Source organism: Pseudonocardia sp. TRM90224 (genome assembly GCF_021245725.1).
In the GTDB taxonomy this organism is placed as follows: Bacteria; Actinomycetota; Actinomycetes; order Mycobacteriales; family Pseudonocardiaceae; genus Pseudonocardia.
The window spans coordinates 1-25,682 of the sequence record NZ_JAJGSX010000026.1; the positions used below are offsets into that span (position 1 = coordinate 1).

The window sequence follows — 25,682 nt, forward strand, 5'->3', positions numbered from 1 at the left end:
GACGAGGCGGGTGCCATCGGGCGTGATCGCCACCGCGTACACATCGCCGGTGTGGCCGACGAGCGGGTCACCGACGGGGTTCCCGGTGGCGACGTCCCAGATCCGCACGGTGGCGTCGTAGCCGCCGGTGACGAGGCGGGTGCCATCGGGCGTGATCGCCACCGCGTACACATCGCCGGTGTGGCCGACGAGCGGGTCACCGACGGAGTTGCCGGTGACGAGGTCCCAGATCCGCACGGTGGCGTCACCGCCGCCGGTGACGATGTGGGTGCCGTCAGGGGTCAACACCAACGACCACACCGTGGCGGCCCTGCTCGGTGCATCGGCGGACGACGTCGTGCCGGCCGCCGGCCGATCGGAAGACGAGGCCGACGCCACCCGGGACCCTCTCGGTCGAGACGCTCGGACCGTCGCGGCGGAGCTGTCTGCAGAACACGCTCAGGCGCAATTCCTCGATCAGCTGAAGCGCAACGAGCCTACCGCGACTGTCGGTGTTGGACAGACGCAGTGCAGCTCGGCCACCGCGTCGCTGGAGTCGCGAATCGGATGACGCCCGATCTTCGTGCCGCCCCATGGGGACGCCGGAACCTTCAGCAGGCAACGCCGTGGGTGACGTTGAACAAGGCGTTGCCCGGAACACAGACCGGCGTGCCCGACTCGCGCTGGTCGATCGGATGGGTGAACCACCACGCGGTTGCCACGGCCAGCGTGGCGGCAAGGGCGGTGATCGCGATCGTCGAACGGGGGCGTCGCCGACGTCGACCGAACTCGAGGTGGACCAGGCCGAGCAGGCCTGCGCCGGTCATCGCTCCGGAGGAGATCTCCAATAGGCCACCGATGTCGCCGGGGGGTTCGCCGATGGTGATCGTGTTGGAAAGCAGCTCACCCGTGATGTAGGTCCACAGGGCCGTGACCATCAGGATCGCGACAGCCGATCGTGTACGGCCGGCGGCGATCGCAGGCCAGCAGACGATCAGTGCCACCACCGCCAACAGGTTGACCCCGAGCGTTGCACCCGCCAACAGGGGATCCAGCCAATCGGTGACCGGCGATCGGCCATCGCGGGCTCGCACTGCAGCGAATCCCAGCCAGGACAGTGCGAACGTGGAACCGAGGACGAGGGAGTACGTGACGGCGGCAGGCGGGCGTTCCGCGACACGGTCGGAGGTCGGGACAGTCATCGAAGCTCCAAAGTGAGGTGAGCGCGCACCACATTCTTACCTTGATAGCGTGGTGCGCACTCACCTCACTTGTCAACTCGCCGGAGCACCCACCATGGCCCCTCCTGCCCGCCAGCGAATCCTCACCGCTGCGGACCGACTGCTGCGCGAGCGTGGCGTCTCCCGGCTGACCACGCGGGAGATCGCGCAGGAGGCCGACGCAGCGGAGGGCAGCCTGACGAAGAACTTCGGCGGGAAGCTCGGACTGCTCACCACCCTGCTGTCCCGGGAGCTGCCCGAGTTGGGCGCGTGGCGGGCCGCCGCCACCCCACCCGGCCAGCGGGCCTTGCGCGCCGTGCTCGTCGACCTGATCGAGCGCGGGATCGACTTCTACGCGGCATCGCTACCACTCGTCGCGGGTGCCATCGCCGACCGCGATCTGTTCGCCAAGTACCAGGAGGTGAATGCCGAAGCCGGCACGGGTCCGCACCTGGCCATCAACACCGTCGCCGATTACCTGACCTCCTGCCAGCAAGCGGGATTGCTCGCGCCGTCCGCCGATCCCTACTCACTGGCCCTTGCGCTGTGCGGCGCGGCCCAGGCCCAGGCGTACACCGAATACGTCGTCGGCCCGGACGCGCTGCGCGGCTCCCGGCGCGATCGCGCAGCAGCCCTGGCCGATACGTTGCTCGCCGGCGTCACCGCCTGAGCTACGACGCGTGACCGAGGTTTGACGCAACCCCTCGTTGCGAAAGCTCACCCTCGCCCGCGCCCCCGACGAACCCACGCATCCCCGCCTCTCACCTGCCCTCAAGACGGGTGTCGCGGCGCTGCTCGGCCTGCTCGGCAGCCTCGACCTGGGCTGGTCCACGCCTGCCTTCTCGCGACGATGCTCGCCGGACTGTGCCTGCCCATGGCCTACGGCGGCTACGTTTGGTACGGCCGCGAGACCGCCGACAGCGCGACCACCACCTGATCCCGGCCGTCCCCGGCCAGGGCGGGCGACACCTCCGAACGCGCGTCAGCGGCCGAACAGGCCGCCGAGCCCGCCGCCGGTGCCTGCCTGCTCGCCACCACCGGTTCCGCCGATCAGGCCGCCGGGCGGCAGCTCGGAGGGCTGAACGACGACGAAGCCGCGTCCTTGGAACGACAGCGTGTAGCGCTCACCGGTGCTGCGCCCGAGCAGCGTGCCGAGGTTGAAGGTGTCGTTGCTGGTCAACCCGGTGCGCAGGCTCGCCGACCAGGCCACCGCAGCCTGCGGGTCGGCGAAGGTGGGCTGGTCGACCGTGAGCACCACCGGCGCACCGTCGGTGGTGATCGCGATGCGGCCGCGGCCGGTGAACTCGCAGTTGAACAGTCCAGCGTTGGATGCGAAGCCGGCGGCGCCGGAGACCCGCGCGATGCGGTACGACAGCGTCGAGTCGAAGGCGAGCACGTTCGCGCCGTTCACGGTGAGCCCGTCCGTGCCGTCGAGGTCGATCAGGTGCACGTCGCTCGCCGCATCGGCGAGGAACAGGTCGCCGCGGCCGGTGACCTTCATCAGCGGCACACCCTCCCCGGTCATCTTCTGCCGGATCAGGTTGCCGATGCCGCCGGAGCCGAGCGCCTCGAAGCGCAGATCGCCCTGGTAGGCGACCATCGACCCGGCGCGGGCCATGACGTCACCGCCGGCCATCGCGACCCGGGCCATCTTGCCGCCCTGCTTCTGGATACCGGCCCCGGTCACCTCGGCGTGCTCAGGGCTGAACAGATCGCTTTGCACGGGCTGCGCTCCTCGGGACGGGGCGGGCGGGGCGGGCGGGGACGGAACGGGCCGGGGCGGGGCCTGCGGAGGCGGGGGCGCCGGGGGCGCCGGCACGGGATCAGCGAGCAGATCCACGCCGTACGCGGTTGCGACGCCGGCGAGTCCGTCGTCCCAGCCCTGCCCGATCGCGCGCACCTTCCACCCGCCACCGCGCCGGTAGACCTCGACGCCGACGACGGCCGACTCGCTGCTCAGGCCGTCGACATCGAAGGTGAACGGGCCCGCCGTGATCGCCAGCCGGCCGACCTGCCCGAACGTCGCGGGGCCGGAACCGTCCAGGCTCGCGGCGACAGCGATCGTGGCAACGTCGGCCGGAACGGCGGCAAGGTCGACCCGCACGACGTCGCCGCGACCCTGCCCGTGGTGCAGCGTGACGCCCGGGGCGACCGGGTTGTTGAAGAACACGAAGTCCGCGTCGCGGCGCACCTTCCCGTCGCCGCCGAGCAGGAGGGCGGAGACGTCAACCGCGGCCGGGGCGATGACCGCGATCTCGATCCCGCCACCTGCCAGGGGTCGGTTCTCGCCACGGGACAGTGCCGTCACCGCACCGAGTCTGCCACTACCCGGACGGCGGGCGCCGCGCCGCGCGAGTACCACGATGGGGCGAGCGAGCGCTCAACCCCTGATCAAGGTCCTGGACCGGGTCGCGACGACCGACACGGTCACGTAGCGGCGAACACTCCCCCGGCGAACCCTCACCTCCCACGCTCGATGGGCAGGCAGGGTGGCCAGATTGATCACGGGATCAATCGCCGGCGACTGGTCCGGTCTCTGCGGGGCGTGGATCCCAGCACCACCCGGGGCTGCTCGGAGGCTGACGAGCGGCCGCACCTGCTGGAACCTGGTCAGGGAATCGCCGGTACGTCGTCGGGGCGGATGACCTCCGGGTGCAGCTCGACGAGCTCGCGCTTGTTCCGCGGCGCTCTGGCCGCCTTCCTCCCGAGGGTGAGGGCCGCCTGGTCGGGGTAGGCCGGCCAGAGGTCGACGAGCATGGCGTCGCGGGCCCGCATGGTGGCCTTGTCCGAGGTGTCGAGGGCAATGATCCGGTCGAGGATCTCGCTGAACGGCTCCCGGTTCGCGAACCCGGTGCGCGTCGCGGTCACGCTCAGCGCCTTCGCCAGCAGGGCGAGCTGCTCGACCTCGGTGACCAGGTCGCGCACGTCCGCTGCGGAGAACGCCTCCATCAACTCGGCAACGGCGCCGTCCTCGGCGAGGGACTGGAAGGCCTCGTGACGGAACCGGGGTCCGATCCGACGGTCCGCCGTCAGCGCGAGGCCCGCCCGCCAGCCGTGCTGGCGGCTGACCGAGCTGACGAGAAAGCCCTTGAGTCTGGCCATCTCAAGGCGCTCTGCGCTCGCGTTGAGCGCTTTCCACCGGGCCAGGAACTCTGGCGCGTCCCCTCGCTCAGCGAACCAGCGAGCGATGTAGCGATGGCCGTAGAATCGCCAGTCCGAGCCGTCGGCCTTCCACGGCTCGAGCGACTCGGACACGCGCTCCGCTTCCGGCACGTCGCCGACGGCGAGCAGCATGTGGATGAGCTGGCCGCGCAGGAGGTTGCGGTCGAAGGCCGAGTCGACTGCCGCAACGGTGGCCTCGAGCTCGCCCGGCGACACGTCCCCGGCCGCCACGATCAGGACGAGCGCATCGATCGCGCTCCAGTGGAAGCCGAGCAGGAGCACCCGCATTGCGTGGCTCCGCCACTCGCTGGGCCAGATCATCCGAGGGCTGGTCAGGCAGCTGCCATCGAAGCCCGAGTCGACCAACCGAGTCAGCTCTGCGACGGCCACGGCCTGCTGGGGCAGCAACCGGTTTGGCAACGGGTACGGCGGGCGAGATCGCTGCATGCGTTCCTCGTCGGTGTACGGCTCCGCCAACATGGCCAGGCATGCCGCGACGGCGGCTCGGGTCTGCGGACGCATGCGAGTGATCCTCCCAACGGATGGACCAGGCAGCCTCGACGCCGCCCCCAGCACCATGATTCGCGCCGACGATCCTCCGCCTGCACGTTGTCGTGGGCGTCGCCGACACCAGCCACCGACTGCCCACCGACGGTGCGGCCCGGCCAGGTCCAGCGACCCGCCGGAGTGGGCGGCGAACTCGACGCGCATGAGCCGGTGCGGTCACGACGGGTCTGCCGACAGCCGCGCGAGCCGCTCCTGGCGCCAAGCCTCGGTGCCGGCGAGGTCGTTGAACGTGAAGACGTGGAACCCGGCCAGCCCGTTCCCCGCCTCGGCGATGGCGGGGGTGAGCCGGTCGACGAGCGGGTCGGGCCGGTAGCCACCGGGCAGGAAGAACCGCCACAGCAGGCTCTGCTGCTTGGCGAGGAAACGGGCCGACTGCCCGAGCCCGAGGCCGGCCGAGATCCGGACCAGTTTCTGTCGCCGCACCGCGCCGGGGATGCCGACGCGGATCGGCAGGTGGACGCCGGACGCGTGCACGCGCCGCGCCCAGGCGAGCGTGGCGGCGGGATCGAAGCAGAGCTGGGTGAGCACGTGGGTGGCGTGCGGGGCCTTGCTCTCCAGAGCCTGCTCGATCTGCGCGTCGGCGATCGCGCCGTGCCCCTCCGGGTAGCCACCGATCCCGACGGAGCTGAACGGGTGCCCGATCCGCTCCAGCGTCGTCAGCAGCGCGAGCGCGTCGGGGAACTCGCCCGCGGGTTCGGCGGCGTCGCCGCCGATCACGAACACCGAGTCGACCCCGCCCGCCTGCAGCTCCGCGACCAGGTCGACGAGCTGTGCCTCGTCGCGCACGAGGCGCGCCGCCAGGTGCGGCGCCGCCCGGTACCCGCGGCCGGTCAGTGCCACGGCGAGGTCGACGGTGGGCCGCAGGCCGCGCGCCTCCGTCGTCGTGACGGTGAGCGGGACGGTCGCAGGCACGTGGTCGAGCACCTTGTCCTCGGTGCGCGCCATCGGGAGCACCTCGTAGCTCACGTCGGCCAGCGCACCGGCGAGCGCCGCCCGCGCTTCCGGGGTGGGCCGGCGGCGCGGTATCTCGCTCAGGATGGCCATGCATCGACGGTAGGAAACCGGCCCCACCTGGGGATCTCTCCGATGACCGGACCTGCGTCGGCGGCTGTCGCGCCCGGGGCGGGACAGTTGACGTAGCTCAGGCCACCGGGGGCGGCACCAACCCCTGGCTCACGGCGACGAGCGCGGCCTGGGTACGGGAGGCGAGCTGGAGCTTGCGCAGCACGTTGCTGACGTGGGTGCGCGCGGTGCGCTCGCTGATCACGAGCTCGTCGGCGATCTCCTGGTTGGAACGGCCCTGCGCCACCAGCGCGAGCACGTCGCGCTCGCGGCTGGTGAGCGCGCCCAGCCCCTTGGGCGGCGACACGATCTCCTGCGTGAGCTTGCGCGCCACGGCCGGGTCGAGGAAGACCTCGCCGCAGGCTGCGGCGCGGATCGCCGCGACGATCTCCGACGGCTCGGCGTCCTTGAGCAGGTACCCGGCCGCGCCGTTGGCCAGTGCGGCGTGCACGCGCTCCATCTCGCCGAAGCTGGTCAGCACCACCACCCGCATGACGGGGTAGCGCTCCATGATCCGCGCGGTGGTGGCCACTCCGTCGAGCTTGGGCATGAGCAGGTCTATGAGCACCACGTCGGGCAGCTCGCCGTGCGCAGCCATGGCCGCCATCCGCTCGAGCGCCTCCAGCCCGTGCCCCGCCTCGGCGACGACCTGGATGTCGTCGAGCACCTCGAGGTACGCGCGGATCCCGCGGCGGACGACGGCGTGGTCGTCGACGAGGAGCACCCGGATCCGCCCGCGCGGCTCGGGCTGCTCCTGCGGAACGGACCGGCTGCCGTTCCGAGCCATCGCGCCACCCGCTTCCGTGTCCGTCACGACGCGCTCTCCGTCACCGCAGGGCGTCCCGTTCCCCAAGCATGCCGGGTTCCAGCGGGAAGTGGCATGCGACGCGATGGTCGGGGCGCTGCTCGACGAGCACGGGCTGCTCGATCGCGCACCGCGCCTGGGCCCGCGGGCAGCGGGTGCGGAACCGGCATCCGCTCGGCGGGTCCAGCGGCGACGGCGGCTCGCCGGCGAGCGGGCGCGGTCGGCGGGCCTTGCCGGTGCGCGTGTCGAGGCCGGGGATCGAGTCCAGCAGCGCCGCCGTGTACGGGTGCAGCGGGTGACGGTAGAGGTCCTGGCCCGGGCCGATCTCGGCGAGCTGCCCGAGGTGCAGGACGGCGACCCGGTCGCTGACCTGCTTGACCAGCCCGAGGTCGTGGGAGATGAACAGGTAGGACAACCCCAGTTCGGAGCGCAGCCGCTCGAACAGGTTCAGCACCTGTGCCTGGATGAGCACGTCCAGGGAGGACACGGCCTCGTCGCAGATCACCAGCGCGGGATCGAGCGCGATGGCCCGCGCGATGGCGACGCGCTGGCACTGCCCGCCCGACAGCTGGTGCGGGCGGCGGCTGCCGAACACGTCGGGCGCCAGGCCGACGAGGTCCAGCAGCTCCCGCACCCGCGCGCGTCGACCCGTCCGCACCCCGTACCCGACGAGCGGTTCCTTGACGAGCTCGGCGACCCGCCAGCGCGGGTCGAGCGACCCGAACGGGTCCTGGAACACCATCTGCAGGTGCCGGCGCGCGGCGACGAGGTCGCGGTGGCGCAGCCCGACGAGGTCGGTGCCGCGGAAGTTGACGCTGCCCGACTTGGGCCGTGGTGCCTGGACGATCGACCGGGCGAGGGTCGACTTGCCCGACCCGGTCTCGCCGACAACCCCGAGGGTCTCGCCCGCCCGCACGTCGAACGAGACCTGCGAGACGGCGTGCACCACCCCGCCGCGGACCCCACCGGCTCCGCGCACCGGGAACTCCTGGACGAGGTCGCGCACCTCCAGCAGCGGGGCCGTCATCGGGCCTCCTCTCCCCCGTCGGCGTGCCAGCAGGCCCACCAGTGCCCCGGCTCGTGCTCGGTGAACGGCGGTGCCTCGCCGCACGCGTCGTCGGCCGCCGTGCAGCGCGGCCGGAACGGGCAGCCGGCCGGCAGCCGCGCGAGGTCGGGCGGCTGGCCGGGCACCACGGGCAGCAGGGAGTGCGGTTCGCGCTCCAGCTGCGGCACCGCCCCCAGCAGCGCCCTCGTGTAGGGCATCCGCACGTCGGCGAACAGCACTTGCGCCGGCGCGTACTCGACGGCGCGACCCGCGTACATGACGAGCACGTCCTGCGCGTAGCTGGCCGCGAGCCCCAGGTCGTGGCTGATCAGCACGACGGCCATCCCGAACCGTTCCTGCAGGTCGACGAGCAGCTCCATGATCTGGGCCTGCGTGGTGACGTCGAGCGCCGTGGTGGCCTCGTCGGCCACGAGCAACCGCGGACGGGCAGCCAGCGCGATCGCGATCATGACGCGCTGGCGCATCCCGCCGGAGAGCTGGTGCGGGTACTCGACGGCGCGCCGCTCGGGTGCGGGCAGCCGCACCAGCCCGAGCAGCTCGACGGCCTTGTCGAGCGCGGCTCGACGATTCAGCGAGGAGTGCGCCCGTACGGCCTCGGCCACCTGCGCGCCGATCCGCATCGTCGGGTTCAGGGAGCGCGTCGGGTCCTGGAAGACCATGGCGATGTCGGCGCCGCGGCGGGCGCGCAGCTCACGCTCGGGCATGCCGATCAGCTCGGTGCCGGCGAACCGGGCCGATCCCGACACCTGCGCCGTCTCGGGCAGCAGACCCATCAGCGCCCGCGACCCGACGCTCTTGCCCGAGCCGGACTCACCGATCACCGCCAGCATCCGGCCCGCGTGCACCCGGTAGGACAGGCCGTTGACGGCGTGCACCACGGTCCCGCGGGTGCGGAACCGCACCCGCAGGTCCGTCACCTCCAGCAGTGGCTCGGCCACCTCGCCGGCCGCCACCGGCGTCGCGAACTCCCCCACCAGCCCGGTCACCGACCGCTCCACCGCGCGCGCAGCGCCTCCCCGAGCAGGTTGAACGCCAGCACCGTCACGAACAGCGTGAGGCACGGCCACACCACCAGCGACGGGGTCGCCGACAGGCTCTGCTGGCCCTGGGAGATCATGTTGCCCCAGCTCGGCGCAGGGGGCGGGATGCCCAGCCCGAGGAAGCTCAGCGCCCCCTCGATGACGATCACGATGCCCATGCCGAGCATCCCGAAGGTGATCAGCTGCGGGGCGATGTTGGGCGCCACGTGCCGCAGCAGGATGCGCGGCGTCGGGGTGCCGCACAGTTGCCCTGCCACCATGAACGGCAGCTCCCGCAGCCGCAGCGTCGCCGCGCGGGCGATCCGCGCGAACGCCGGCACGCTGAAGAACGCCAGCGCGAGGATCGTGTTGGTGCGGCTCGGGCCCAGGCTCTGCGCCACCGCGAGGGTCAGCACCAGCGACGGGAACGCGATCAGCACGTCGAGCAACCGCATGATGACCGTGTCGGTGAGCCCGCCGACGTGGCCGGAGACCGCACCGAGCGTGCCCCCGACGACCAGTCCGAGCAGGTTCACCGCAACCGCAACCAGCAGCGACGAGCGCCCGCCGTGCAGCAGCCGCGACAGGGTGTCGTTGCCGTTGGGGTCGGTGCCGAGCAGGTGGCCGGGCGAGAGCGCCGGCATGTAGGACTCCAGGACGTCGCCGCCGGTGGGCTCGGGGAGCGCGAACAGCGCCGGGCCGACCAGGCAGGCCAGCACGACCACGGCGATCACAGTGGCCGGCACCAGCACGTCGAGGTACCGCAGCCGGTAGCGCAGCACCGTCGGCGCGACCTCAGCGACTGCCATAGCGGATCCTCGGGTCGAGCACGGCGTAGAGCAGGTCGGCGAGCAGGTTCGCCACCACTGCGACGACGGCGAAGAGCACCACGCACGCCTGGACGACGACGAAGTCGCGGGTGTTGATCGCCTGCAACATCAGCTGGCCGATGCCGGGCAGGGCGAAGATCTGCTCGATGATCACGGTGGCGCCGATGAGCGTGCCGAGGTTCAGCCCGACCACGGTGATCAGCCCGAAAGCGGAGTTGCGGAACGCGTGCCGCAGCAGCACCTGCCAGGGCCCGATGCCCTTCGCCCTGGCCGTCACGATGTAGTCCTCGCCCTGCAACTGGTCGACGAGGTCGCCGCGCAGGAACCGGGTGTAGAAGCAGAACAGCGGGAACGCGATCGCCGCGGCGGGCAGCGCCATCCCCTGCAGGTTGCCCCCGACACTCTCCGTCAGCGGCACGAACCCGATGGCCGGGAACAGGGCCAGCTCGACGGCGAACACCAGCACCAGCAGCAGCGCCAGCACGTAGTTGGCCACCGACAGGCCCGTGATGCTCACCAGCATGCTGACCCGGTCGAACAGCCGCCCCGGCCGGTGCGCCGCCAGCAGCGCGACGGGCAGCGCGAGCCCGAGCGAGATCACGAACGCCAGCATCACCAGCTCGCCGCTGACGGCGAGGCGCTCCCCCAGCAGGCCCGCCACCGGCTGCCCGCTCACCAGCGACGTGCCCAGGTCCCCGGTGACCGCGCCGCCGAGCCACGCCAGGTACCGCACCGGCGCCGGCCGGTCGAGGCCGAGCCGAGCCTCCAGCGCCTGGATCTGCGCCGGCGTGGCTTCCGGGCCGAGCAGTTGCTGCGCCGCGCTGCCGGGGATCAGGTTCAGCACCCAGAACGTCACGATGCTGACCCCGATCACGATCGGCACGGCCATGAGCAGCCGCTTGCCGACGAGCCGGGCCCCGGGTGACGTCAGCAAAGTCGGCGCGGCGCGGGTCACGGTGGTCACTGCGTCCTCCACACCTCGTCCCACAGGATGCCGGCGTTGACGACGATCGGCGGGATCTTCGTGGTCAGCCCGGGTCCGTGCACACCGCGGACGGCGAGGTTGGCCGGGGCGAACGCCAGCCCGAACGGGGCGTAGGACTTCTCGCTGATGTAGGCGCCCGCCTGCCTGTAGAGCGCGGCGCGTTCCTCGGCGTCGAGGGTGGCGGCCGCCTGGTCGAGCAGGCCGTCGAGCTGCGGGTCGGCCACCCCGCTGAACGGGGAGGTGGACGCGAACCGGAACGCGACGCCGACCCCGGACGCCGGATCCCACGCCCCCGCGGTCTGCAGCATCGCCTGCCATTGGCCGGAGTTGAACGACTGCACGAGGTTGGACAGCTCGTAGATGTCGGTCTTGACCGTGATGCCGGCCTCCTGCCACTGCGTCTGCAGCGCGGTCATCACCTGCTGGGCGACGTAGGTGCGGAGCGTGCCGAGGTTGACGGTGAGCCCGCCCAGCTCGCTCACGAGCTGCTTGGCCTTCGCCGGGTCGTAGGTGCGGTAGCCCGGCACCGTCTGCTCGTGGAACAGACCACCGGGCCCGGTGAACGACTGGCTGACCGGGTAGAGACCCTTGAACAGGCCTTTCGCGATCGCGTCGAAGTCGGTGGCGTAGTAGATCGCCTGGCGCGCCCGCTCGTCGGCGAACGGGCCGGCCTTCGTGTTCAGCTGGATGACGTAGGGCGAGGTCGCCGGTTGCACGGTCACGGTCAACCGGTCGTTGGTCTGCGCCTGCTGCAGCAGCGGGGTGGTGTTGAGCCCCTCGTAGGTCTGCGCCTGCCCGGCGAGCAGGGCCTGGTAGGCGGGCTGGTCGCCCCCGATGGACGTGAACGTGAGCTTGTCGAGGTAGGGCAGCCCAGGCTTGAAGTAGCGCGGGTTGCGCTCCAGCACCAGCGAGGAGGACAGCTGGTTGGACACCACCACGAACGGGCCTGCGCCCACCGGCTTGACCTTGAACGCGTCCGGTCCCGCCGCGTTCAGCGCCGTCGGCGAGACGATCCAGTTGGCGTTCGTCACCGGGAAGGAGTTGAGCACGCTCGCGTACGGGCGGGTGAATCGCAGCACGACGGTGCGGGCGCCCTCGGTCGTGATGCCGTTCTGCGCGAGCGGCCAGCGTGGCGCGCACGTGCAGGTCGAGCCGACGTCGCGGGTGAAGTTGAAGGCCACGGCAGCCGCGTCGAACGGGGTGCCGTCGCTGAACGTGATGCCGTCGCGGATCGTGATGCGCAGGGTCTTGCCGTCGTCGGCGAACTCGGCGCTCTCGGCCTGGTTCGGCACCACCTTCGCGTTGCCGCCGTCGTCGTCGGCGCGCAACACGAACAGGCCACCGAAGATCGCGCCGAGCTGGGCTACGTTCGCGCCGCCGGTGGTGCTGGTGGCCGGGTCCAGGCCGGTCGGCCAGCCACCTGCGAACCCCTGGTCCTCCAGTGCGGTCACCTCGCCGCCGCGTTGCGGCGGGCCGGCCGGGGCGCTCGCCGCGGGGCCGGCGCCACCGCCGCAGCCCGCGAGCACCAGGAGCCCTGCCAGTACGAGGGACACGTGCTGCAACCGTCGTCTCACGTGGCACTCCCAGTTCGTGGGCGAGCACCCAGGTTCGAGGAGCGCGAGGCCGCCGGGCAGCGCGCTTTTCGTCCGGCGGAAGAGAACTTCGCCGGCTTGTGATACGCCGTCGCGACGGCGAGACTTGCCGGACACGCGGTGACGCACCGCGACGATCGACGGCGGGCGCGGTGACGGATCTCGACTCTCGACAGCGTCATGACCAGGCACGTTTCGGCCAGCGCCGGCTCGCTGCGATCGCCAGGGCAGCGTCCAGCGTGGCCGACACCGGTTCGCTCAACGTCACCCTCGACGTCGTCGCCCGGGAGGCGGTGCAGGCCGAGCACATCGCCGCCGTGCAGATCCTTCTCGTCGAGGGCGGCACGATGCGCGTGGTCGGCAAGGCCGGTTTCACCGATGCGGAGGACTTCCCCGAACGGCTGGAGCAGTGCCGGTTGAGAGGGGCCCGCCTGATGTTCGTGGAGGCCTTCCGCACCGCGAGCCGCATCGTGGTGCCGCACCGCAAGGCGGCGGTGATGGCCGACCCGGCATGGGCGCCGCTGCACCAGATCATGGGCGCCCCGGAGTGGGACAGCTTCGTCGCCGTGCCGCTGGTGGTGCGCAAGCGCCCGCTGGGGGTGCTCAATGCCTTCTACGCTCCCGGTGAGATCCCCAACGCCGCGGCTCTGGAGTTCCTCGACGCGATGGCCGACCTGTCCGCGATGGCCGTCGACTCGGCCGATCTGCTGGCCCGGTCGCGGCGCGACGCCGTCGCGGCCGAGCGGGCACGTCTGGCTCGCGAGCTGCACGACTCCGCCGTGCAGCACGTGTTCTCCATGCGCATGCAGGCCGCTGCGCTGCGGGACCAGATCGGGACGGCGGTGGAGAGCAGCCCGGAGCGGGTGCGTGCGGTGGCCGACGAGCTGGCCGGGCTCGCCCAGCACGCGCTGGCCGACCTGCGCGGCCTGGTGCTGCAGCTGCATCCCGTCGAACTGGTGGGGCACGGGTTGGTCGCCGCGGTGCGCGGGCATGCGGAGTCGGTGGCGGCGACGTCCGGCCTCGCTGTCGACGTCGCCGCGGAGGAGGCGCCGCCGTTGCCGACCGAGATGCAGGAGGACCTGTTCCGCATCGTGCAGGAGGCGCTGCACAACGTCGTCAAGCACGCGGAAGCGAGCCGAGTGACGGTGCAGGTTCGCACGGAGCACGGCCTCGGCCGTGCGCACGTCCTCGTCGACGTGTGCGACGACGGGGTGGGACTGGGTGACGGGGTCCCCCGTTCCGGCGCGTTGGGTCTGGTGTCGATGCGCGAGCGGGCCGAGCGGTGGGGCGGCACCGCGACGGTGGCCGACCACGGCGACGGGTGCCGGGTCCGGGTGAGCGTCCCGGTCCCGGTTCTCCTCGACGGGGTCCCCTGACGGTCGGGCGGGCGTCAGCTGTCGATCAACGAGCGGTACCGGGCGGTGGCCGGCCGAGCCAGCGGAAGGCGTTGTGCCAGGTGACGTCCTCCAGCGACGCCGCGTCGAGGCCCATGCTGCGCAGGGTGGCGCCGGCCGGTTCCTCCCGTGGCATGGCCGGGAAGTCGGAGCCGACGAGCAGGCGGTCGTGGCCGAGCAGGTCGACGAGGTAGCGCAGCGCGCGGCGGTCGAAGACCATCGAGTCGTACCAGAACCGGCGCGCCTGATCGATCGGCGAGAGCCCGTCGGAGTGGGCGATCGCGCGGTCGGGGCGGGCCGGTTCCTCGTTCCAGGTGCCGCCCCAGAAGTACTGGGCCCTGGGCAGCATCAACGGGTAGCCGCCGGCGGCGTGGCTGAACGAGACCCGCAGGTCCGGGCAGGCAGCCGCGGTGCCGCCGGCGACGAACGACGCGGCGGCGAACGCGCCCTCCACCCCGACGACGTAGGTGCCCATGGTCGAGGCCGGGAGGCGATCGGTGGGGCTGGGCATCGCGTGCACGAACACCGCCAGGTCCAGCCGTTGCGCCTCGGTGAAGAACGGCAGGAACCGCTCCTCCCCGATCGACGCGCCCGCGATCGACGACGCGATCTCCACCCCGGCCAGGCCCTGGTCGCGGATCGACTTCAGCTCGGCCGCCGCCGCGTCGGGGTCCTGCAGAGGCACGATCCCCAGCCCGATCAGCCGGTCCGGGGCCGTGGCGCACAGCTCTGCGGTGAAGGCGTTGACGTGCCGGGCCAGCGTGAGCCCGTCGGCGGTGGCGAGGTCGTAGCGCAGCAGCGGCGGCATCGGGCTGACGACCTCGACGTCGACGCCGGACGCGTCCTGCTCCGCCAGGCGCTGCTCGGCGGCGAAGAACGCGTCGCGGGCCCGGAAGCGCATGGCGCCGAACACGAGCAGGCGTGCGGTGTCGCCGTCGATGGCTTCCATCCGCGGCAGGCAGTCCGGCGCGTCGGCCGGCCACTCGCGGGGCAGGACGTGGGCGTGGGCGTCGACGAGCACGGCTACTGCCCGTTCGGGTGCACGGAGACGTGCACGCCCTGCTCGCCGGGCACCTCGCCGCCGAGGACCTCCATGGCCAGCGCGGTGTCGTCGAGCCCGAACGTGTGGGTGTGCAGCTTCTCGAGCGGGAACCGCCGGCTCTCGATGATCGCGATCGCCTCGGCGTAGCCGCGGGCGTCGACGCCGAACGCGCCGCGCACGGTGAGCGCCCGGTTGATGATCACGTCGGTGCGCAGCGGCACCTCCGCGTTGCCCTTGAGCCCGGCGAGCACCACGGTGCCGCCGTGCCTCGCGGCCGCCAGGGCCTGCCCGACGGGGGCGTGCGCCATCGGGGTCAGCTCCAGGACGACATCGGCCAGCGCGCCGTCGGTGATCTCGCGGACCCGCTCCACGACGTCGACGGCGTTCTCGCCGTCCACGACCAGGGTGTGGTCGGCGCCGAACTCGCGGGCGAGCGCGAGCTTGTGCTCGTCGGCTTCCAGGCCGGTGACGATGATCGTGCCGGCGCCCGCGGCCCGCGCGGCGATCACCGACGCGAGCCCGCGCTGCCCGGCGCCGAGCACGAGCAGGGTGTCGCCGAACCCCACCCCGCCCAGGTGGACGGCCCAGCGCACACCGGCGCCGAGCGGGTTGAACATCACCGCCAGCTCCGCCGGCAGCGACTTGTCGATCTTGTGCAGGACGGCGCCGGGGGTGAGGTAGAGGTGCTCGGCGAGCCCGCCCCACAGCGCCGGGGCCACCGATACCGGGGTCACGCCGTGGCCGTAGCGCCGGTTGCGGCAGGCCTGGTAGCGGCCGGTGAGGCAGTCCAGGCACGAGCGGCAGGGCACGATCACCTCCAGTGCCACCCGGTCTCCGACCTGCACCCCCCACCGCTCTGCGGCCGCGTCGCCGATCTCCTCGACGATCCCCATCGGCTCGTGCCCGGGGATGGTCGGCGGACGGTCCGGGTTGAGATGCCCGCGGTACCACTCGACGTCGCTGCCGCAGATGCCGTTGGCCTCCACCCGCAGCAGCCCGTCGTCGGGGCCGATCACGGGCCGCGCGAACTCCTGGATCTCGATCTTCCGGGGGGCCACCTGGACGGCGGCGCGGACGGTGTCAGCCATGCACGGCTCCTGCCGGGAGAGGGGCGGGCGCGACGGCGACCGCGGTGCCCGACCAGGCACCGAAGATCCGCACGACCATGGAGATGCCGGCGTTGCGCGCACCGGCGACGGCGATCAGCAGGTGATGGGGGTCGTCCGGGGCGAGGACCCGGTCGAAGCCGGCGGCGCGCTCGCCGCTCGCGTGCCGCGCCCCTCGGTCGCCGAGCCCGTCCTTGCCGACGCGGGCGAGCTCGGCGACGGTGCGGCCACTGTGCTCGGCGAGCCACGCGCGCACGCAGTCGCGGGTGAAACCGGCGGCGGCGAGCATCTGGGCGTGCTCGGGGCAGAACACGATCCCGGCCGCGCCGTGGCGGAAGATCCACGCTCCGCTGCGGCCCAGGGTGTCGGCGAAGTCGGCGAGCAGCTGCTCCGCGCTACTGGTGTGCCGGTTGTCGACGAACTCGCTGGTGCGCAGCAGCGTCGCCGACACCGCCGACGTGCCCGGCGCGATCCCGGCCTCGGCCGCGAGCGGCGGCCACGGGCTCTCCTCCTCGTTCTCCGCGATGCACATCTGCCAGCGCCCGGGCAGGCCTTGGGTGGCCTGCTCGAACACGTGCGGGTGCACCCCGAACGCGTTGCGCACGATCAGCCCGAGCGCGCGGGCGACCGTGGCGTTGGCGCGGAACCCGGGCCCGAACACCCCGCCGGCCTTGTTGAAGCCCAGCTCGTCGCGCACCGGACCGTTGACGACGATCAGCGGCGCCGGCCCGCTCGTCGACTGCCAGCCGCCCCCGCCCGCCGCACGCTCGGCCATGAGCGCCTCCCACGCGGCGAGCACCACCGGGAAGTACTCGGGCTTGCAGCCGGCCAGCGCCGCGTTGATGGCGGCCAGCTCGATGGTGACGTGGCGGTCCAGCGCGGCCAGCCGCCCGATCACCTCGCCGGGATCGCGGGCGGTCGTGGCGAGGAAGCGGTCCAGGAGCGGCTGCGACACCGGTACCAGCGGCAACCCGTCGGACCAGCCCTGGTCGTAGCAGTGCTCGATGGCGGCCTGGGCGTTGTCCGGGTCCAGCTCGCTCATGACGTCAGCAGTGCCGCAACAGCGGGCGCGAGGTTCTTCGCCCGTGCGCGCACCCCGTCGGCGTCGAGGATCGCGACGGGATGCGCCGTGGTCAGGTAGCGGTAGCCGGGGGCACCGCGCAGCTGCGCCATCGCGTCGGCGGTGGCGACGAACGCATCGCTGCAGATCACCGCGGCCGGCAGACCGGCGGCCTCCAGCAGCACCCCGTCGGCGACGGCGGAGGCGCTGCACGAGCCGCAGTCCCCCACGCCCGTCACGACGACGTCGCAGGCCTGCGCGAACTCGGCGATCAGCTCGTCGGCGGCGGGCAGGGCGAACGCCGTCTTCGTCTTCACGAGCACCACCTCGGCCGCACCGTGCTCGGCGACGAGCAGCCGGCCCACCTCGGCGAGCAGGAGGTCGGCGTTGTGCTTGGTGTTCTCCAGCAGCCCGATCCGGGCGCCGGCGAGATCAGCTCGGCGCGGGGCGCGCTGGCCGGCGGCAGCCACCGCGCGGGCGCCTCCAGTTGGATCGAGGATCACGTTGGGCACAGGACTCCTCCTCAGGCGTCGACGCGGACGAGCCGCGACTTCATCTCGGAGCGTTCGATGGATCCGGGCGGCACGAGCGTCACGGCCGCGCGGACCGACAGCCGGGACCGGATCATCGACTCGATCTCCCCGGTCAGCGCGGTGTGGTCGCCGGGTCCGCCGTGCTCGGCCTCGACGCGCAGTGGCGGCTCGACCCGCGGCCCGGGCCCGGCCAGCACGATCTGCACGGCGCCGGTGGTTCGCGGGTGGAAGGTCTGCACGACGTCGCGGACGGCGGCCGGGAACACGTTCACGCCGAGCACGATCAGCATGTCGTCGGTGCGCCCGACGCAGCGGATCAGCGGGGCGCCGTCGTCGGCGCGGCCGGTGACCCGCACCCGGTCGCGGGTGCGGAACCGCACCAGTGGGCAGCACTCGCGATCGACCGCGGTGTAGACGAGCTCGCCGGTGGCGCCGGTCTCGGCGGACACCGGGTCGCCGCTGTCCGGGTCGACCAGCTCGACGACGACGTGCCGGCCGCCGGTGAACCGCATCCCGCCGCTGCCCGGGGCCTCCCCGAACAGCACCGGGGCCATGTCAGCGTTGCCCAACCCCTCGGTGACGGGCGCACCCCACTCGTCCTCGACGGCCCGGCGGAAGGCGGGCTCGCCGCCGCCCGGCTCGCCGCCGACGAGGATCTTCGCGAGCCCGAACCCCCGCGGGTCGCGCCCGCGACCGCGCAGGTACTCGGCCAGGTAGCGGGCGTAGGAGGGGGTGGAGTGCAGCGCGGTCACACCGAGCGTCTCCAGCGCCAGCAGGGCCTTCTCCGACGCCCCGGTGCCGATCGGCACCACCGTCGACCCGATCCGCTCGAACGCGTCGCGGATGGGCAGCCCGCCGACGAACAGCGTCATGCCGGTGGCGTGCAGGATCACGTCCTCGCGGGTGGCGCCCATGGTGCGGAACGACCGCGCCACCATGTCGGTCCAGGCGGCGGCGTCGCGGCGGGTCACGCCGACCCAGCTGGGCCGCCCGGTGGTGCCGGTGGAGGCGTGCACCCGGATCACCTCGGACATGCCGATGCCGGCGTGCCGCCCCAGCGGTGGCGCGGCGGCCTGCGAGTCGCGCAGCATCTGCTTGTCGGTGAACGGCAGCTTCCGCAGGTCGTCCAGCCCGGCGAACGCGGCGGGCGTGATGCCGTGCCCGGCGAACAGGTCGGCGTAGAGCGGCGACCGGGCCGGCAGCCGCTCCAGCTGCGCGCGCAGCAACTCGGTGACCGCGTCGACGTGCTCGGCGGCGACGAAACCCATGTCAGACCTCGTGCACGACGACGCCGCGGATGTTCTTGCCGTCGGCCATGTCGCGGTAGCCGTCGTTGATCTCGTCGAGCGCGTACCTCCTGGTCACGAGCTCGTCGAGCTTGAGGTCGCCGGAGCGGTACAGCCCGAGCAGCCGGGGAACGTCGTAGAGCGGGTTGCAGGCACCGAACAGGGCGCCCCGGATCTGGCGCTGGTAGAGGATCATGTTGCCGGCGTGGACGTGCACGGTGTTCTCGCCGAGCCGACCGACGGCGGTGATGGTGACCTTGCCGGCCTTGCCGATCACCTGCACGGCCGCGTCGACCACCTCGGGGGTGAGCACGCCGGGGGTGCAGATGGCGTGGTCGGCGAGCTGGCCCCACGTCGCCTCGACGACGAAGTCGTGCGCGCTCTGCGCGTCGGCGAACGTGTGCGTGGCACCGAACACCTTCGCCATGTCCCGCTTGAACTCCACCGGGTCCACCACCACGACGTGCTTGGCACCGGCGTAGCGGGCCCCCTGCACCGCATTGCTGCCCACCCCACCCGCGCCGTAGATCACGACGGTCTCGCCCGCCCGAACCCCGGCCGCGTAGACCGCGGAGCCCCAGCCCGTCGGCACCCCGCAGCCGACCAGCGCACCGATCTCGAACGGGATGTCGTCGGGCAGCGGCAGGCACGCCCACTCCGACACCACGGCCTGCCGGGCGAACGTGCCCAGCGAGCAGAACCCGCCGAGGTCGTCCTCGCCCAGGTGGAACCGGAAGGTGCCGTCGAGGAACATGCCGGTGCCCGCGTTGAGCCCCTTCACGCACATGTTCTGGTAGCCCGTCGAGCACGGGCGGCACGCCCCGCACGCCGGGATGTAGGAGCAGACGATCCGGTCGCCGACGGCGACACGGCGCACGTCCGGCCCGACGGCCTCCACCACCCCGGCGCCCTCGTGGCCGCCCACGATCGGGAAGCGGACGGGCGCGTCGCCCTGGGTGATGTGGTCGTCGGAGTGGCACAGCCCGGCGGCGTGGAACCGGACGCGCACCTCGTGCGCCTTCGGCTCGTCGAGCTGCAGGTCGACCAGCTCCCACCCCGTGTGCGGGCCCCGGGCGATGGCGGCGCGGGTGGTGACACTCATGCGGAGACTCCCGTCGGCTGCTGGATGTGCGGCAGTACTTCGGCGCCGATCAGCGCGACGTGGTCGAGATCGTGGATGTCGTAGACGTGCAGGTAGACGGTGTCGGCGCCGGCCTCGGCCAGCTCCGCGAGCCGGTCGACGACCAGCTGCGGCGAGCCGATCGCGGCGGTCGCGCGCATCAGCTCCGAGCCGATGACGGCGCCGCGCCGCTCCACCTCGGCCGCCGTGGCGCCGCAGGCGATCGGCAGCACCGCCGAGCGGCGCGCCGTGGCCGGGTCGCGCCCGATCGCGGCGCAGGCCCGGTCGAACCCGGCGAACCGCTCGCGCAGCGCCCCGCCGCGGTCCCCCGGGGTGAGGGCGCCGTTGAACTCCGCGGCGAAGCGGGCCGCGATCGCCGGCGTGCGGCGCGGGCCGGAACCGCCGACGATGACGGGCGGGTGCGGCTGCTGTGCGGGCCGCGGCGGGCTGATGTTCGCCTCGACGCGGTAGTGCCCGTCGTGCGAGAACGGCTCCCCCGGCATGGCCGTCCACAGCCCGGTGATGACCGCGAGCTGCTCCTCCAGCCGGTCGAACCGCTCCTTGACCGGCGGGAACGGGATGCCGAACGCTCGGTGCTCGCGCTCGTACCAGCCGGTGCCCAGGCCCAGCTCGACCCGGCCGCCGCTCATCTCGTCGACCGAGGCGACGATCGTCGCGAGCAGGCCGGGCTGGCGGAACGTCGCCGCGCCCACCAGCGCGCCCAGCCGCACCCGCGTGGTGTCGCGGGCGAGGCCGGCCAGCGTCGTCCAGCAGTCGGTGGGACGGAAGGTCGCATCCTGCGGATCGACGCCCATGAGGTGGTCGGAGCGGAAGAACGCGTCGAAGCCCGCATCCTCGGTGAGCAGGGCCAGCGCGCGGATGTCGAGGTAGCGGGCCCCGTGACGGGGTTCCATGAGCACCCTGAGCCGTACGACGCTAGCCACGGATCGACACCGTCTTCACCTGCGTGTAGTCGAGGACGGCGTCGGCGCCCATGGTGCGGCCGAAGCCGCTGCGCTTGTACCCGCCGAACGGCCCGCCGATGACGCCCGCGCCCAGGGCCGCGTTCACCGCGACCTGCCCGGCGTCCAGGCGGCGGCTCATCCGCACTGCGCGGCCCACGTCGCGCGTCCAGACCGACGCGACGAGCCCGTAGTCGGTGCCGTTGGCCACCTCGAGTGCCTGTTCCTCGTCGTCGACGGGGATGACCGAGAGCACCGGCCCGAAGATCTCCTCGCGGGCGATGCGCATGTCCGGGGAGACGTTGTCGAACAGCGTCGCCTCCACGAAGTACCCGCGGTCGAAGCCGGCCGGGCGCCCACCGCCGACGACCAGGTCGGCGCCCTCGTCCCGGCCGGCCTGCACGTAGCCGAGTACCCGGTCGTGCTGCTTCGCGCTGATCAGGGGCCCCATCTGCACCCGCTCGGTCCACGGCCCGACGGTGACCCGGCCCATGTGCGCGGCGAGCCGCTCGACGAGCTCGGCGTGCACCGAGCGCTGCACCACCACCCGTGACCCGGCCGCGCAGATCTGGCCCGTGTTGAGGGTGATGCCCGCGACCATCGCCGGGACGGCTTTGTCGAGGTCGGCGTCGGCGAACACCACCTGCGGTGATTTGCCGCCCAGCTCCAGGTGCAGTGGCACCAGGTTCCGCGCGCACGCCGCCATCACCTGCGCCCCGGTCTCGGGCGAGCCGGTGAAGCTCATCCGGCGGATGCCGCGGTGCCCGGCCAGCGCCGCCCCGGCCTCCCCGCCGTACCCGGTGACGACGTTGACGACGCCCGGTGGGATGCCCGCCTCCTGCGCCAGCGCGGCCAGCGCGAGCGGGGTGAGCGGGGCGTCCTCGGCCGGCTTGACGACGATCGTGTTGCCGGCGGCGATCGCGGCCCCGGCGTCGGTGACGAACATCGGGCCGGGCGCGTTCCAGGGGATGATGCTGCCGACGACGCCGTAGGGCTCGCGCAGCGTCAGGCCCAGCACGTCGGGGGTGTGCGTGGGCAGCGACAAGCCCTGCACCTTGTCCGCCTGCCCAGCGACGAAGGTGAGCAGCCGGCCCATCGGCGGCGGACCCCAGTGCGGGCGGCCGACCTCGCGCGACTCCAACTGGTCCAGTTCGGCGGCGCGCTCGTCGACCAGCGTCGCCCAGCGGGCCACCAGCGCGCCGCGTTCGGTCGCGCTGGTGTCGCGCCACGAGGGGAATGCCGCCGCGGCGGCCGCCACGGCGGCATCCACGTCGGCGGCGCCCCCACGCGGCACCGCGGCGAGCACCTCACCGGTGGACGGGTCGAGGACGTCGATCGTCGCGCCGGTCGCGGCGGGCAACCAGTCGGCGCCGACGAGGTGGGTGTTGTCCGCAGGAAGCGTGGTGGTCATGACCCGTTCCTCAGTGCTCGTGGATGATCACGCCGCGGACGTTCTTGCCGTCGAGCATGTCCTGGTAGCCCTCGTTGACCTGGTCGAGCCGGTACCGGCGGGTGATCAGCTCGTCGAGCTTGAGATCGCCGGAGCGGTAGAGCCCGAGCAGCCGGGGCACGTCGTGCAGCGGGTTGCAGCCGCCGAAGATCGCGCCCTGGACGCGGCGCTGGTAACCGATCAGCGCGCTCGCCCCGGTGCGGATCGAGCCGTTCCCGACGGCAGTGATGGTCACCTGCCCGGCCTTGCCGACGACGGCGAGCGCGTCCGCGATGACCTGGTCGTGCAGCACGCCGACGGTGATGATGGCGTGGTCGGCCAGCTCACCCCACGTCGTCTCGACGACGAACTCGTGCGCGCTGCGCGCGTCGGCGAACGTGTGCGTGGCACCGAACACCTTCGCCATGTCCCGCTTGAACTCCACCGGGTCCACCACCACGACGTGTTTGGCCCCGGCGTAGCGGGCCCCCTGCACCGCATTGCTGCCCACCCCACCGGCGCCGTAGATCACGACCGTCTGCCCGGCCCGCACCCCGGCCGCGTGCACGGCCGAGCCCCACCCCGTGGGCACTCCGCAGCCGACGAGCGAGGCGACGTCGAATGGGATGTCGGCGGGGATCGGGATGCAGGAGAACTCCGACACCACCGTGTGCTGGGAGAACGTGCCGAGCACGCAGAGCCCGCCGAAGTCCGCTCCGTCCTGGTGGAAGCGGAACGTGCCGTCGGGGAACTCCCCGGTGGCGGCGTTCTTCCCCGAGTCGCAGAGGTTCTGCCGCGCCGTCGAGCAGTAGCGGCACGAGCCGCAGGCGGGGATGAACGAGCAGACGACGTGATCGCCGACCGCCACCCGCGTCACCCCGGGCCCGACCTCCTCCACGACCCCGGCGCCCTCGTGCCCACCCACCACCGGGAACCGCATCCGGGCATCGCCCTTCTGGATGTGGTCGTCGGAGTGGCACAGGCCGGCGGCCTCGAACCGGATGCGCACCTCGTTGGCCTGCGGATCGTCCAGGTCGAGCTCGGTGATCTCCCACGGCCGCCCGGGTTCGCGACAGACCGCGGCGCGCGTCCTCATCCCCATGTGATCCAGGTTGCAGCGCGCGGGATCGGCTGGACGAGACCGCTTCCACGCCACGGAAGCCCGTGCGCTACCCCGCCGGGCGGGGGCGCAGCATGATCGCGGCGACGAGGCTCAGCAGCGAGAGCCCGGCCAGGTAGAGCGCGACCGCGAGCGAGCCGCCGGCCAGTTGCAGCGACGTCGCCACCAGCGGGGTGACCGCGCCGCCGACCATGCCGCCGATCTGGTAGGCCACCGAAATGCCGCTGTAGCGCACCCGCAGGTCGAAGATCTCGGTGAACCAGCCGCCCTGTGATCCGGCCATCAGGCCCTGCACGATCGCGGCGCCGGCGAACGCGACGAACGCGAGGCCAGGGTTGCCGGAGTCGACGAGCAGGAACATCGGGATCGGCCAGAGCACAGCGGTGAGGGCGCCGAGCACGTACACGCGCCGCCCACCGAAGCGGTCCGCGGCCACCGCCGCCCCGGCGATGGCCGCGATCCACACCGCGGTCGAGGCGAGGATCAGCAGCAGCAGCGTGTTCCGGTCGTAGCCGACGGTCTTGGTGCCGTAGTTGAGGATGTAGACGATCACCGTGTAACCGACCGCGGGCACCGCGATCGAGGCGACGCTCGCCAGCAGCAGCTCCCGCGGCTGGGTGCGCAGCAGCTCGGTGAACGGGACGGCGGCCACCTCCCGTTCCTCGCGGAGCTTCTCGAACTCCGGCGAGTCCGCCAGCCGGGCCCGCACGAGCAGCCCGACGACGACCAGCACGATGCTGAACAGGAACGGCAGCCGCCAGCCCCACGCCAGCAGCTCCTCCATGGACAGCCCGGCCAGCGCCAGGAACGCCAGGTTCGACGTCAGCACCCCGACGGGCACCCCGAACTGGGCGAAGCTGCCGAACAGCGCCCGCCGGCGGGGCTCGGCGTGCTCGGTGGCGATCAGGACGGCGCCGCCCCACTCGCCGCCCAGCCCGAACCCCTGCAGGACCCGCAGCGCGACCAGCAAGATCGGCGCACCGATCCCGATCGCGGCATAGGTGGGCAGTACCCCGATGAGCGTTGTGGCGAGCCCGGTCGTCAGCAGTGTGAGCACGAGCATCGAGCGGCGGCCGATGCGGTCGCCGTAGTGGCCGATGACGGCTGCGCCCACCGGGCGGGCGAAGAAGCCCACCGCGAACGTCGCGAACGCCGCGAACGTGGCCCCGACGTCGGAGAGCGGCTGGTAGAACAGCGGGCCGAAGACGAGCGCCGTCGCCGTCCCGAAGATGTAGTAGTCGTACCACTCGATCGACGTGCCGACGAGGCTCGCGCCGAGCAGCGTCGGCGTGGAGGGCGGCGTCCTGGACGGGGTCGGCGACTTCTGAGTCTCGGCCATGGCTGCGCACTCCTCTGGACGCGTCCGGCAGTACGCGCGGGCGAGGCCGCGCGTCCCGACCCAAGCAGTCGGGGCCCGTGCCGGCACGGGCGTCCGGACCCGTTCCGCCTACGTCATTCGTCGCGGGGCGGGCAGGCAATTGGAGCCGTGTGACGCAGGTCTCCGCGGGAGAGACTGGCCATGGACGACGCCGTCCCGGGAGGTGCCCGATGATCACTACAGCGACCACCGCTGCAGCCGAGAACCCCGCCCGACCCAACCCCGCCCGACCCACTGCCGCCGGCCGGATGCTGGCGGTGCTGGGCGCGTTCGGGCCCCGGCACCGCCTGCTGTCGCTCAGCGAGATCGCGCGCCGGGCCTCGCTCACACTGCCGACAGCGCACCGGCTCGTCCACGAGCTCGTCGACTTCGGCGCGCTCGAACGCGGCCCCGACGGGCGGTACGGCGTCGGGCTGCGGCTGCTGGAGCTGTCCGCGCTGGCCCCGCGCGGGCTGCAGCTTCGCGAAGCCGCGTTCCCCTACCTGCGCGACCTGTACAACGCCACCGGCGGCAACGTCCACCTCGGGGTGCGCGACGGCGTCGAGGTCGTCTACGTCGAGACGATGCGGGTCCGCACCCGGCACCCGATCAGCAGCCGGGTCGGCGACCGCTGGCCCATGCACGCCAGCGGGATCGGTCTGGTGCTGCTCGCGTACGCCGAGCCGGACCTGCAGGAGGAGGTGTTGTCGGCACCGATGGAGCGGTTCACCGAGCGGACCGTCGTCGACCCGGCCGAGCTGCGCCGCGCGCTCGCGCGCATCCGCCTGACCGGGATCGCCGTCGCGCACGGACAGATCACGCTGCTGAACGTGGCCGTCGCCGTACCCGTCCACGATGTGGCGGGTCGGGTGACCGCGGCGATCTCCGTCGTCGTGGACGCCGAGTCGGCCCGGCCGGCACAGCTGGTGGAACCGCTGCTCCAGGTGTCGCGCTCGATCACCCGGCAGCTCACCCTGTCCGCCTGA

24 protein-coding genes are annotated in these 25,682 nt (G+C 72.6%); 3 read left to right on the forward strand and 21 right to left on the reverse strand.

Annotated elements, in window-relative coordinates:
- Together LL648_RS28555 and LL648_RS28560 are read right to left on the reverse strand one after the other, a co-directional pair.
- Positions 1-378 (reverse strand): WD40 repeat domain-containing protein (locus tag LL648_RS28555; protein ID WP_374112122.1); only part of this gene is annotated, 378 nt, incomplete at its 3' end.
- A 212-nt stretch (positions 379-590) separates the two neighbouring features.
- A complete protein-coding gene (locus LL648_RS28560; protein WP_232665849.1) occupies positions 591-1,181 on the reverse strand; it encodes a hypothetical protein in 591 nt (196 codons plus the stop codon).
- Between the two features lie 94 nt (positions 1,182-1,275).
- Between LL648_RS28560 and LL648_RS28565 the strand changes: the two genes are divergently transcribed.
- On the forward strand, positions 1,276-1,869 hold the full coding sequence (locus LL648_RS28565) for a TetR/AcrR family transcriptional regulator (RefSeq protein ID WP_232665850.1): 594 nt from the start codon (positions 1,276-1,278) through the stop codon (positions 1,867-1,869).
- A 312-nt stretch (positions 1,870-2,181) separates the two neighbouring features.
- On the opposite strand, the gene LL648_RS28570 is transcribed toward LL648_RS28565, so the two are convergent.
- The 9 genes from LL648_RS28570 to LL648_RS28610 form a co-directional block, all read right to left on the reverse strand.
- Entirely contained in the window at positions 2,182-3,507 is a 1,326-nt protein-coding gene (locus tag LL648_RS28570; RefSeq protein ID WP_232665851.1) for an AIM24 family protein, read from the reverse strand.
- Between the two features lie 302 nt (positions 3,508-3,809).
- Positions 3,810-4,883, reverse strand: coding sequence for a hypothetical protein (locus LL648_RS28575; RefSeq protein WP_232665852.1), 1,074 nt, complete (start codon positions 4,881-4,883; stop codon positions 3,810-3,812).
- A 201-nt stretch (positions 4,884-5,084) separates the two neighbouring features.
- Entirely contained in the window at positions 5,085-5,972 is an 888-nt protein-coding gene (locus tag LL648_RS28580; protein WP_232665853.1) for a methylenetetrahydrofolate reductase, read from the reverse strand.
- A 97-nt stretch (positions 5,973-6,069) separates the two neighbouring features.
- A complete protein-coding gene (locus tag LL648_RS28585; RefSeq protein ID WP_232665927.1) occupies positions 6,070-6,777 on the reverse strand; it encodes a response regulator in 708 nt (235 codons plus the stop codon).
- A gap of 40 nt (positions 6,778-6,817) precedes the next feature.
- Positions 6,818-7,822, reverse strand: a complete 1,005-nt coding sequence (locus LL648_RS28590) for an ABC transporter ATP-binding protein (protein WP_232665854.1) — start codon at positions 7,820-7,822, stop codon at positions 6,818-6,820.
- Positions 7,819-8,847, reverse strand: coding sequence for an ABC transporter ATP-binding protein (locus LL648_RS28595; protein ID WP_232665855.1), 1,029 nt, complete (start codon positions 8,845-8,847; stop codon positions 7,819-7,821). Before LL648_RS28595 ends, LL648_RS28590 begins: the two co-directional genes overlap by 4 nt.
- Positions 8,844-9,689, reverse strand: a complete 846-nt coding sequence (locus LL648_RS28600) for an ABC transporter permease (RefSeq protein WP_232665856.1) — start codon at positions 9,687-9,689, stop codon at positions 8,844-8,846. Before LL648_RS28600 ends, LL648_RS28595 begins: the two co-directional genes overlap by 4 nt.
- On the reverse strand, positions 9,676-10,674 hold the full coding sequence (locus LL648_RS28605; protein WP_232665857.1) for an ABC transporter permease: 999 nt from the start codon (positions 10,672-10,674) through the stop codon (positions 9,676-9,678). Before LL648_RS28605 ends, LL648_RS28600 begins: the two co-directional genes overlap by 14 nt.
- Complete coding sequence (locus LL648_RS28610; protein ID WP_232665858.1) at positions 10,671-12,248, reverse strand: ABC transporter substrate-binding protein; 1,578 nt, start codon at positions 12,246-12,248, stop codon at positions 10,671-10,673. The genes LL648_RS28605 and LL648_RS28610 overlap by 4 nt, the downstream gene beginning before the upstream one ends.
- A 278-nt stretch (positions 12,249-12,526) precedes the next feature.
- Between LL648_RS28610 and LL648_RS28615 the strand changes: the two genes are divergently transcribed.
- On the forward strand, positions 12,527-13,663 hold the full coding sequence (locus tag LL648_RS28615; protein WP_232665859.1) for a GAF domain-containing sensor histidine kinase: 1,137 nt from the start codon (positions 12,527-12,529) through the stop codon (positions 13,661-13,663).
- 25 nt (positions 13,664-13,688) lie between these two features.
- Here LL648_RS28615 and LL648_RS28620 read toward each other — a convergent pair whose 3' ends face one another.
- From LL648_RS28620 to LL648_RS28665, 10 genes are all read right to left on the reverse strand, one after another.
- Positions 13,689-14,702, reverse strand: a complete 1,014-nt coding sequence (locus tag LL648_RS28620; protein WP_232665860.1) for an amidohydrolase family protein — start codon at positions 14,700-14,702, stop codon at positions 13,689-13,691.
- A 2-nt stretch (positions 14,703-14,704) separates the two neighbouring features.
- Positions 14,705-15,811 (reverse strand): zinc-dependent alcohol dehydrogenase, encoded by a 1,107-nt coding sequence (locus tag LL648_RS28625; protein WP_232665861.1) that lies wholly within the window; start codon positions 15,809-15,811, stop codon positions 14,705-14,707.
- The gene (locus tag LL648_RS28630; protein WP_232665862.1) at positions 15,804-16,871 is read right to left on the reverse strand and encodes a hypothetical protein; all 1,068 of its coding nucleotides are present in this window, start codon (positions 16,869-16,871) and stop codon (positions 15,804-15,806) included. The genes LL648_RS28625 and LL648_RS28630 overlap by 8 nt, the downstream gene beginning before the upstream one ends.
- Entirely contained in the window at positions 16,868-17,401 is a 534-nt protein-coding gene (locus LL648_RS28635) for a UGSC family (seleno)protein (RefSeq protein WP_232665863.1), read from the reverse strand. Before LL648_RS28635 ends, LL648_RS28630 begins: the two co-directional genes overlap by 4 nt.
- An 11-nt stretch (positions 17,402-17,412) precedes the next feature.
- Positions 17,413-18,690 carry a phenylacetate--CoA ligase family protein gene (locus LL648_RS28640; RefSeq protein ID WP_232665864.1) on the reverse strand — a complete coding sequence of 426 codons (1,278 nt, stop codon included), beginning with the start codon at positions 18,688-18,690 and terminating at the stop codon, positions 17,413-17,415.
- 1 nt (position 18,691) lies between these two features.
- Positions 18,692-19,810 carry an NDMA-dependent alcohol dehydrogenase gene (locus tag LL648_RS28645; protein ID WP_232665865.1) on the reverse strand — a complete coding sequence of 373 codons (1,119 nt, stop codon included), beginning with the start codon at positions 19,808-19,810 and terminating at the stop codon, positions 18,692-18,694.
- Positions 19,807-20,742, reverse strand: a complete 936-nt coding sequence (locus LL648_RS28650; protein WP_232665928.1) for a TIGR03560 family F420-dependent LLM class oxidoreductase — start codon at positions 20,740-20,742, stop codon at positions 19,807-19,809. Before LL648_RS28650 ends, LL648_RS28645 begins: the two co-directional genes overlap by 4 nt.
- 22 nt (positions 20,743-20,764) lie before the next feature.
- Positions 20,765-22,201, reverse strand: a complete 1,437-nt coding sequence (locus LL648_RS28655; RefSeq protein ID WP_232665866.1) for an aldehyde dehydrogenase family protein — start codon at positions 22,199-22,201, stop codon at positions 20,765-20,767.
- 10 nt (positions 22,202-22,211) lie between these two features.
- Positions 22,212-23,321, reverse strand: a complete 1,110-nt coding sequence (locus LL648_RS28660) for an NDMA-dependent alcohol dehydrogenase (RefSeq protein WP_232665867.1) — start codon at positions 23,319-23,321, stop codon at positions 22,212-22,214.
- A 67-nt stretch (positions 23,322-23,388) separates the two neighbouring features.
- The gene (locus LL648_RS28665) at positions 23,389-24,678 is read right to left on the reverse strand and encodes an MFS transporter (RefSeq protein WP_232665868.1); all 1,290 of its coding nucleotides are present in this window, start codon (positions 24,676-24,678) and stop codon (positions 23,389-23,391) included.
- 287 nt (positions 24,679-24,965) lie between these two features.
- On the opposite strand from LL648_RS28665, the gene LL648_RS28670 reads away from it, so the two are divergent.
- Complete coding sequence (locus LL648_RS28670; protein ID WP_374112124.1) at positions 24,966-25,682, forward strand: IclR family transcriptional regulator; 717 nt, start codon at positions 24,966-24,968, stop codon at positions 25,680-25,682.

What these genes read in the sequence shown, in the direction of transcription:
- LL648_RS28560 (WP_232665849.1), bottom strand. Translation starts at nt 1,181, where the DNA reads ATGACTGTCCCGACCTCCGACCGTGTCGCGGAACGCCCGCCTGCCGCC.
- LL648_RS28565 (WP_232665850.1), top strand. Translation starts at nt 1,276, where the DNA reads ATGGCCCCTCCTGCCCGCCAGCGAATCCTCACCGCTGCGGACCGACTG.
- LL648_RS28575 (WP_232665852.1), bottom strand. Translation starts at nt 4,883, where the DNA reads ATGCGTCCGCAGACCCGAGCCGCCGTCGCGGCATGCCTGGCCATGTTG.
- LL648_RS28580 (WP_232665853.1), bottom strand. Translation starts at nt 5,972, where the DNA reads ATGGCCATCCTGAGCGAGATACCGCGCCGCCGGCCCACCCCGGAAGCG.
- LL648_RS28585 (WP_232665927.1), bottom strand. Translation starts at nt 6,777, where the DNA reads ATGGCTCGGAACGGCAGCCGGTCCGTTCCGCAGGAGCAGCCCGAGCCG.
- LL648_RS28590 (WP_232665854.1), bottom strand. Translation starts at nt 7,822, where the DNA reads ATGACGGCCCCGCTGCTGGAGGTGCGCGACCTCGTCCAGGAGTTCCCG.
- LL648_RS28600 (WP_232665856.1), bottom strand. Translation starts at nt 9,689, where the DNA reads ATGGCAGTCGCTGAGGTCGCGCCGACGGTGCTGCGCTACCGGCTGCGG.
- LL648_RS28625 (WP_232665861.1), bottom strand. Translation starts at nt 15,811, where the DNA reads ATGGCTGACACCGTCCGCGCCGCCGTCCAGGTGGCCCCCCGGAAGATC.
- LL648_RS28630 (WP_232665862.1), bottom strand. Translation starts at nt 16,871, where the DNA reads ATGAGCGAGCTGGACCCGGACAACGCCCAGGCCGCCATCGAGCACTGC.
- LL648_RS28640 (WP_232665864.1), bottom strand. Translation starts at nt 18,690, where the DNA reads ATGGGTTTCGTCGCCGCCGAGCACGTCGACGCGGTCACCGAGTTGCTG.
- LL648_RS28645 (WP_232665865.1), bottom strand. Translation starts at nt 19,810, where the DNA reads ATGAGTGTCACCACCCGCGCCGCCATCGCCCGGGGCCCGCACACGGGG.
- LL648_RS28650 (WP_232665928.1), bottom strand. Translation starts at nt 20,742, where the DNA reads ATGGAACCCCGTCACGGGGCCCGCTACCTCGACATCCGCGCGCTGGCC.
- LL648_RS28655 (WP_232665866.1), bottom strand. Translation starts at nt 22,201, where the DNA reads ATGACCACCACGCTTCCTGCGGACAACACCCACCTCGTCGGCGCCGAC.
- LL648_RS28660 (WP_232665867.1), bottom strand. Translation starts at nt 23,321, where the DNA reads ATGGGGATGAGGACGCGCGCCGCGGTCTGTCGCGAACCCGGGCGGCCG.
- LL648_RS28665 (WP_232665868.1), bottom strand. Translation starts at nt 24,678, where the DNA reads ATGGCCGAGACTCAGAAGTCGCCGACCCCGTCCAGGACGCCGCCCTCC.
- LL648_RS28670 (WP_374112124.1), top strand. Translation starts at nt 24,966, where the DNA reads ATGCTGGCGGTGCTGGGCGCGTTCGGGCCCCGGCACCGCCTGCTGTCG.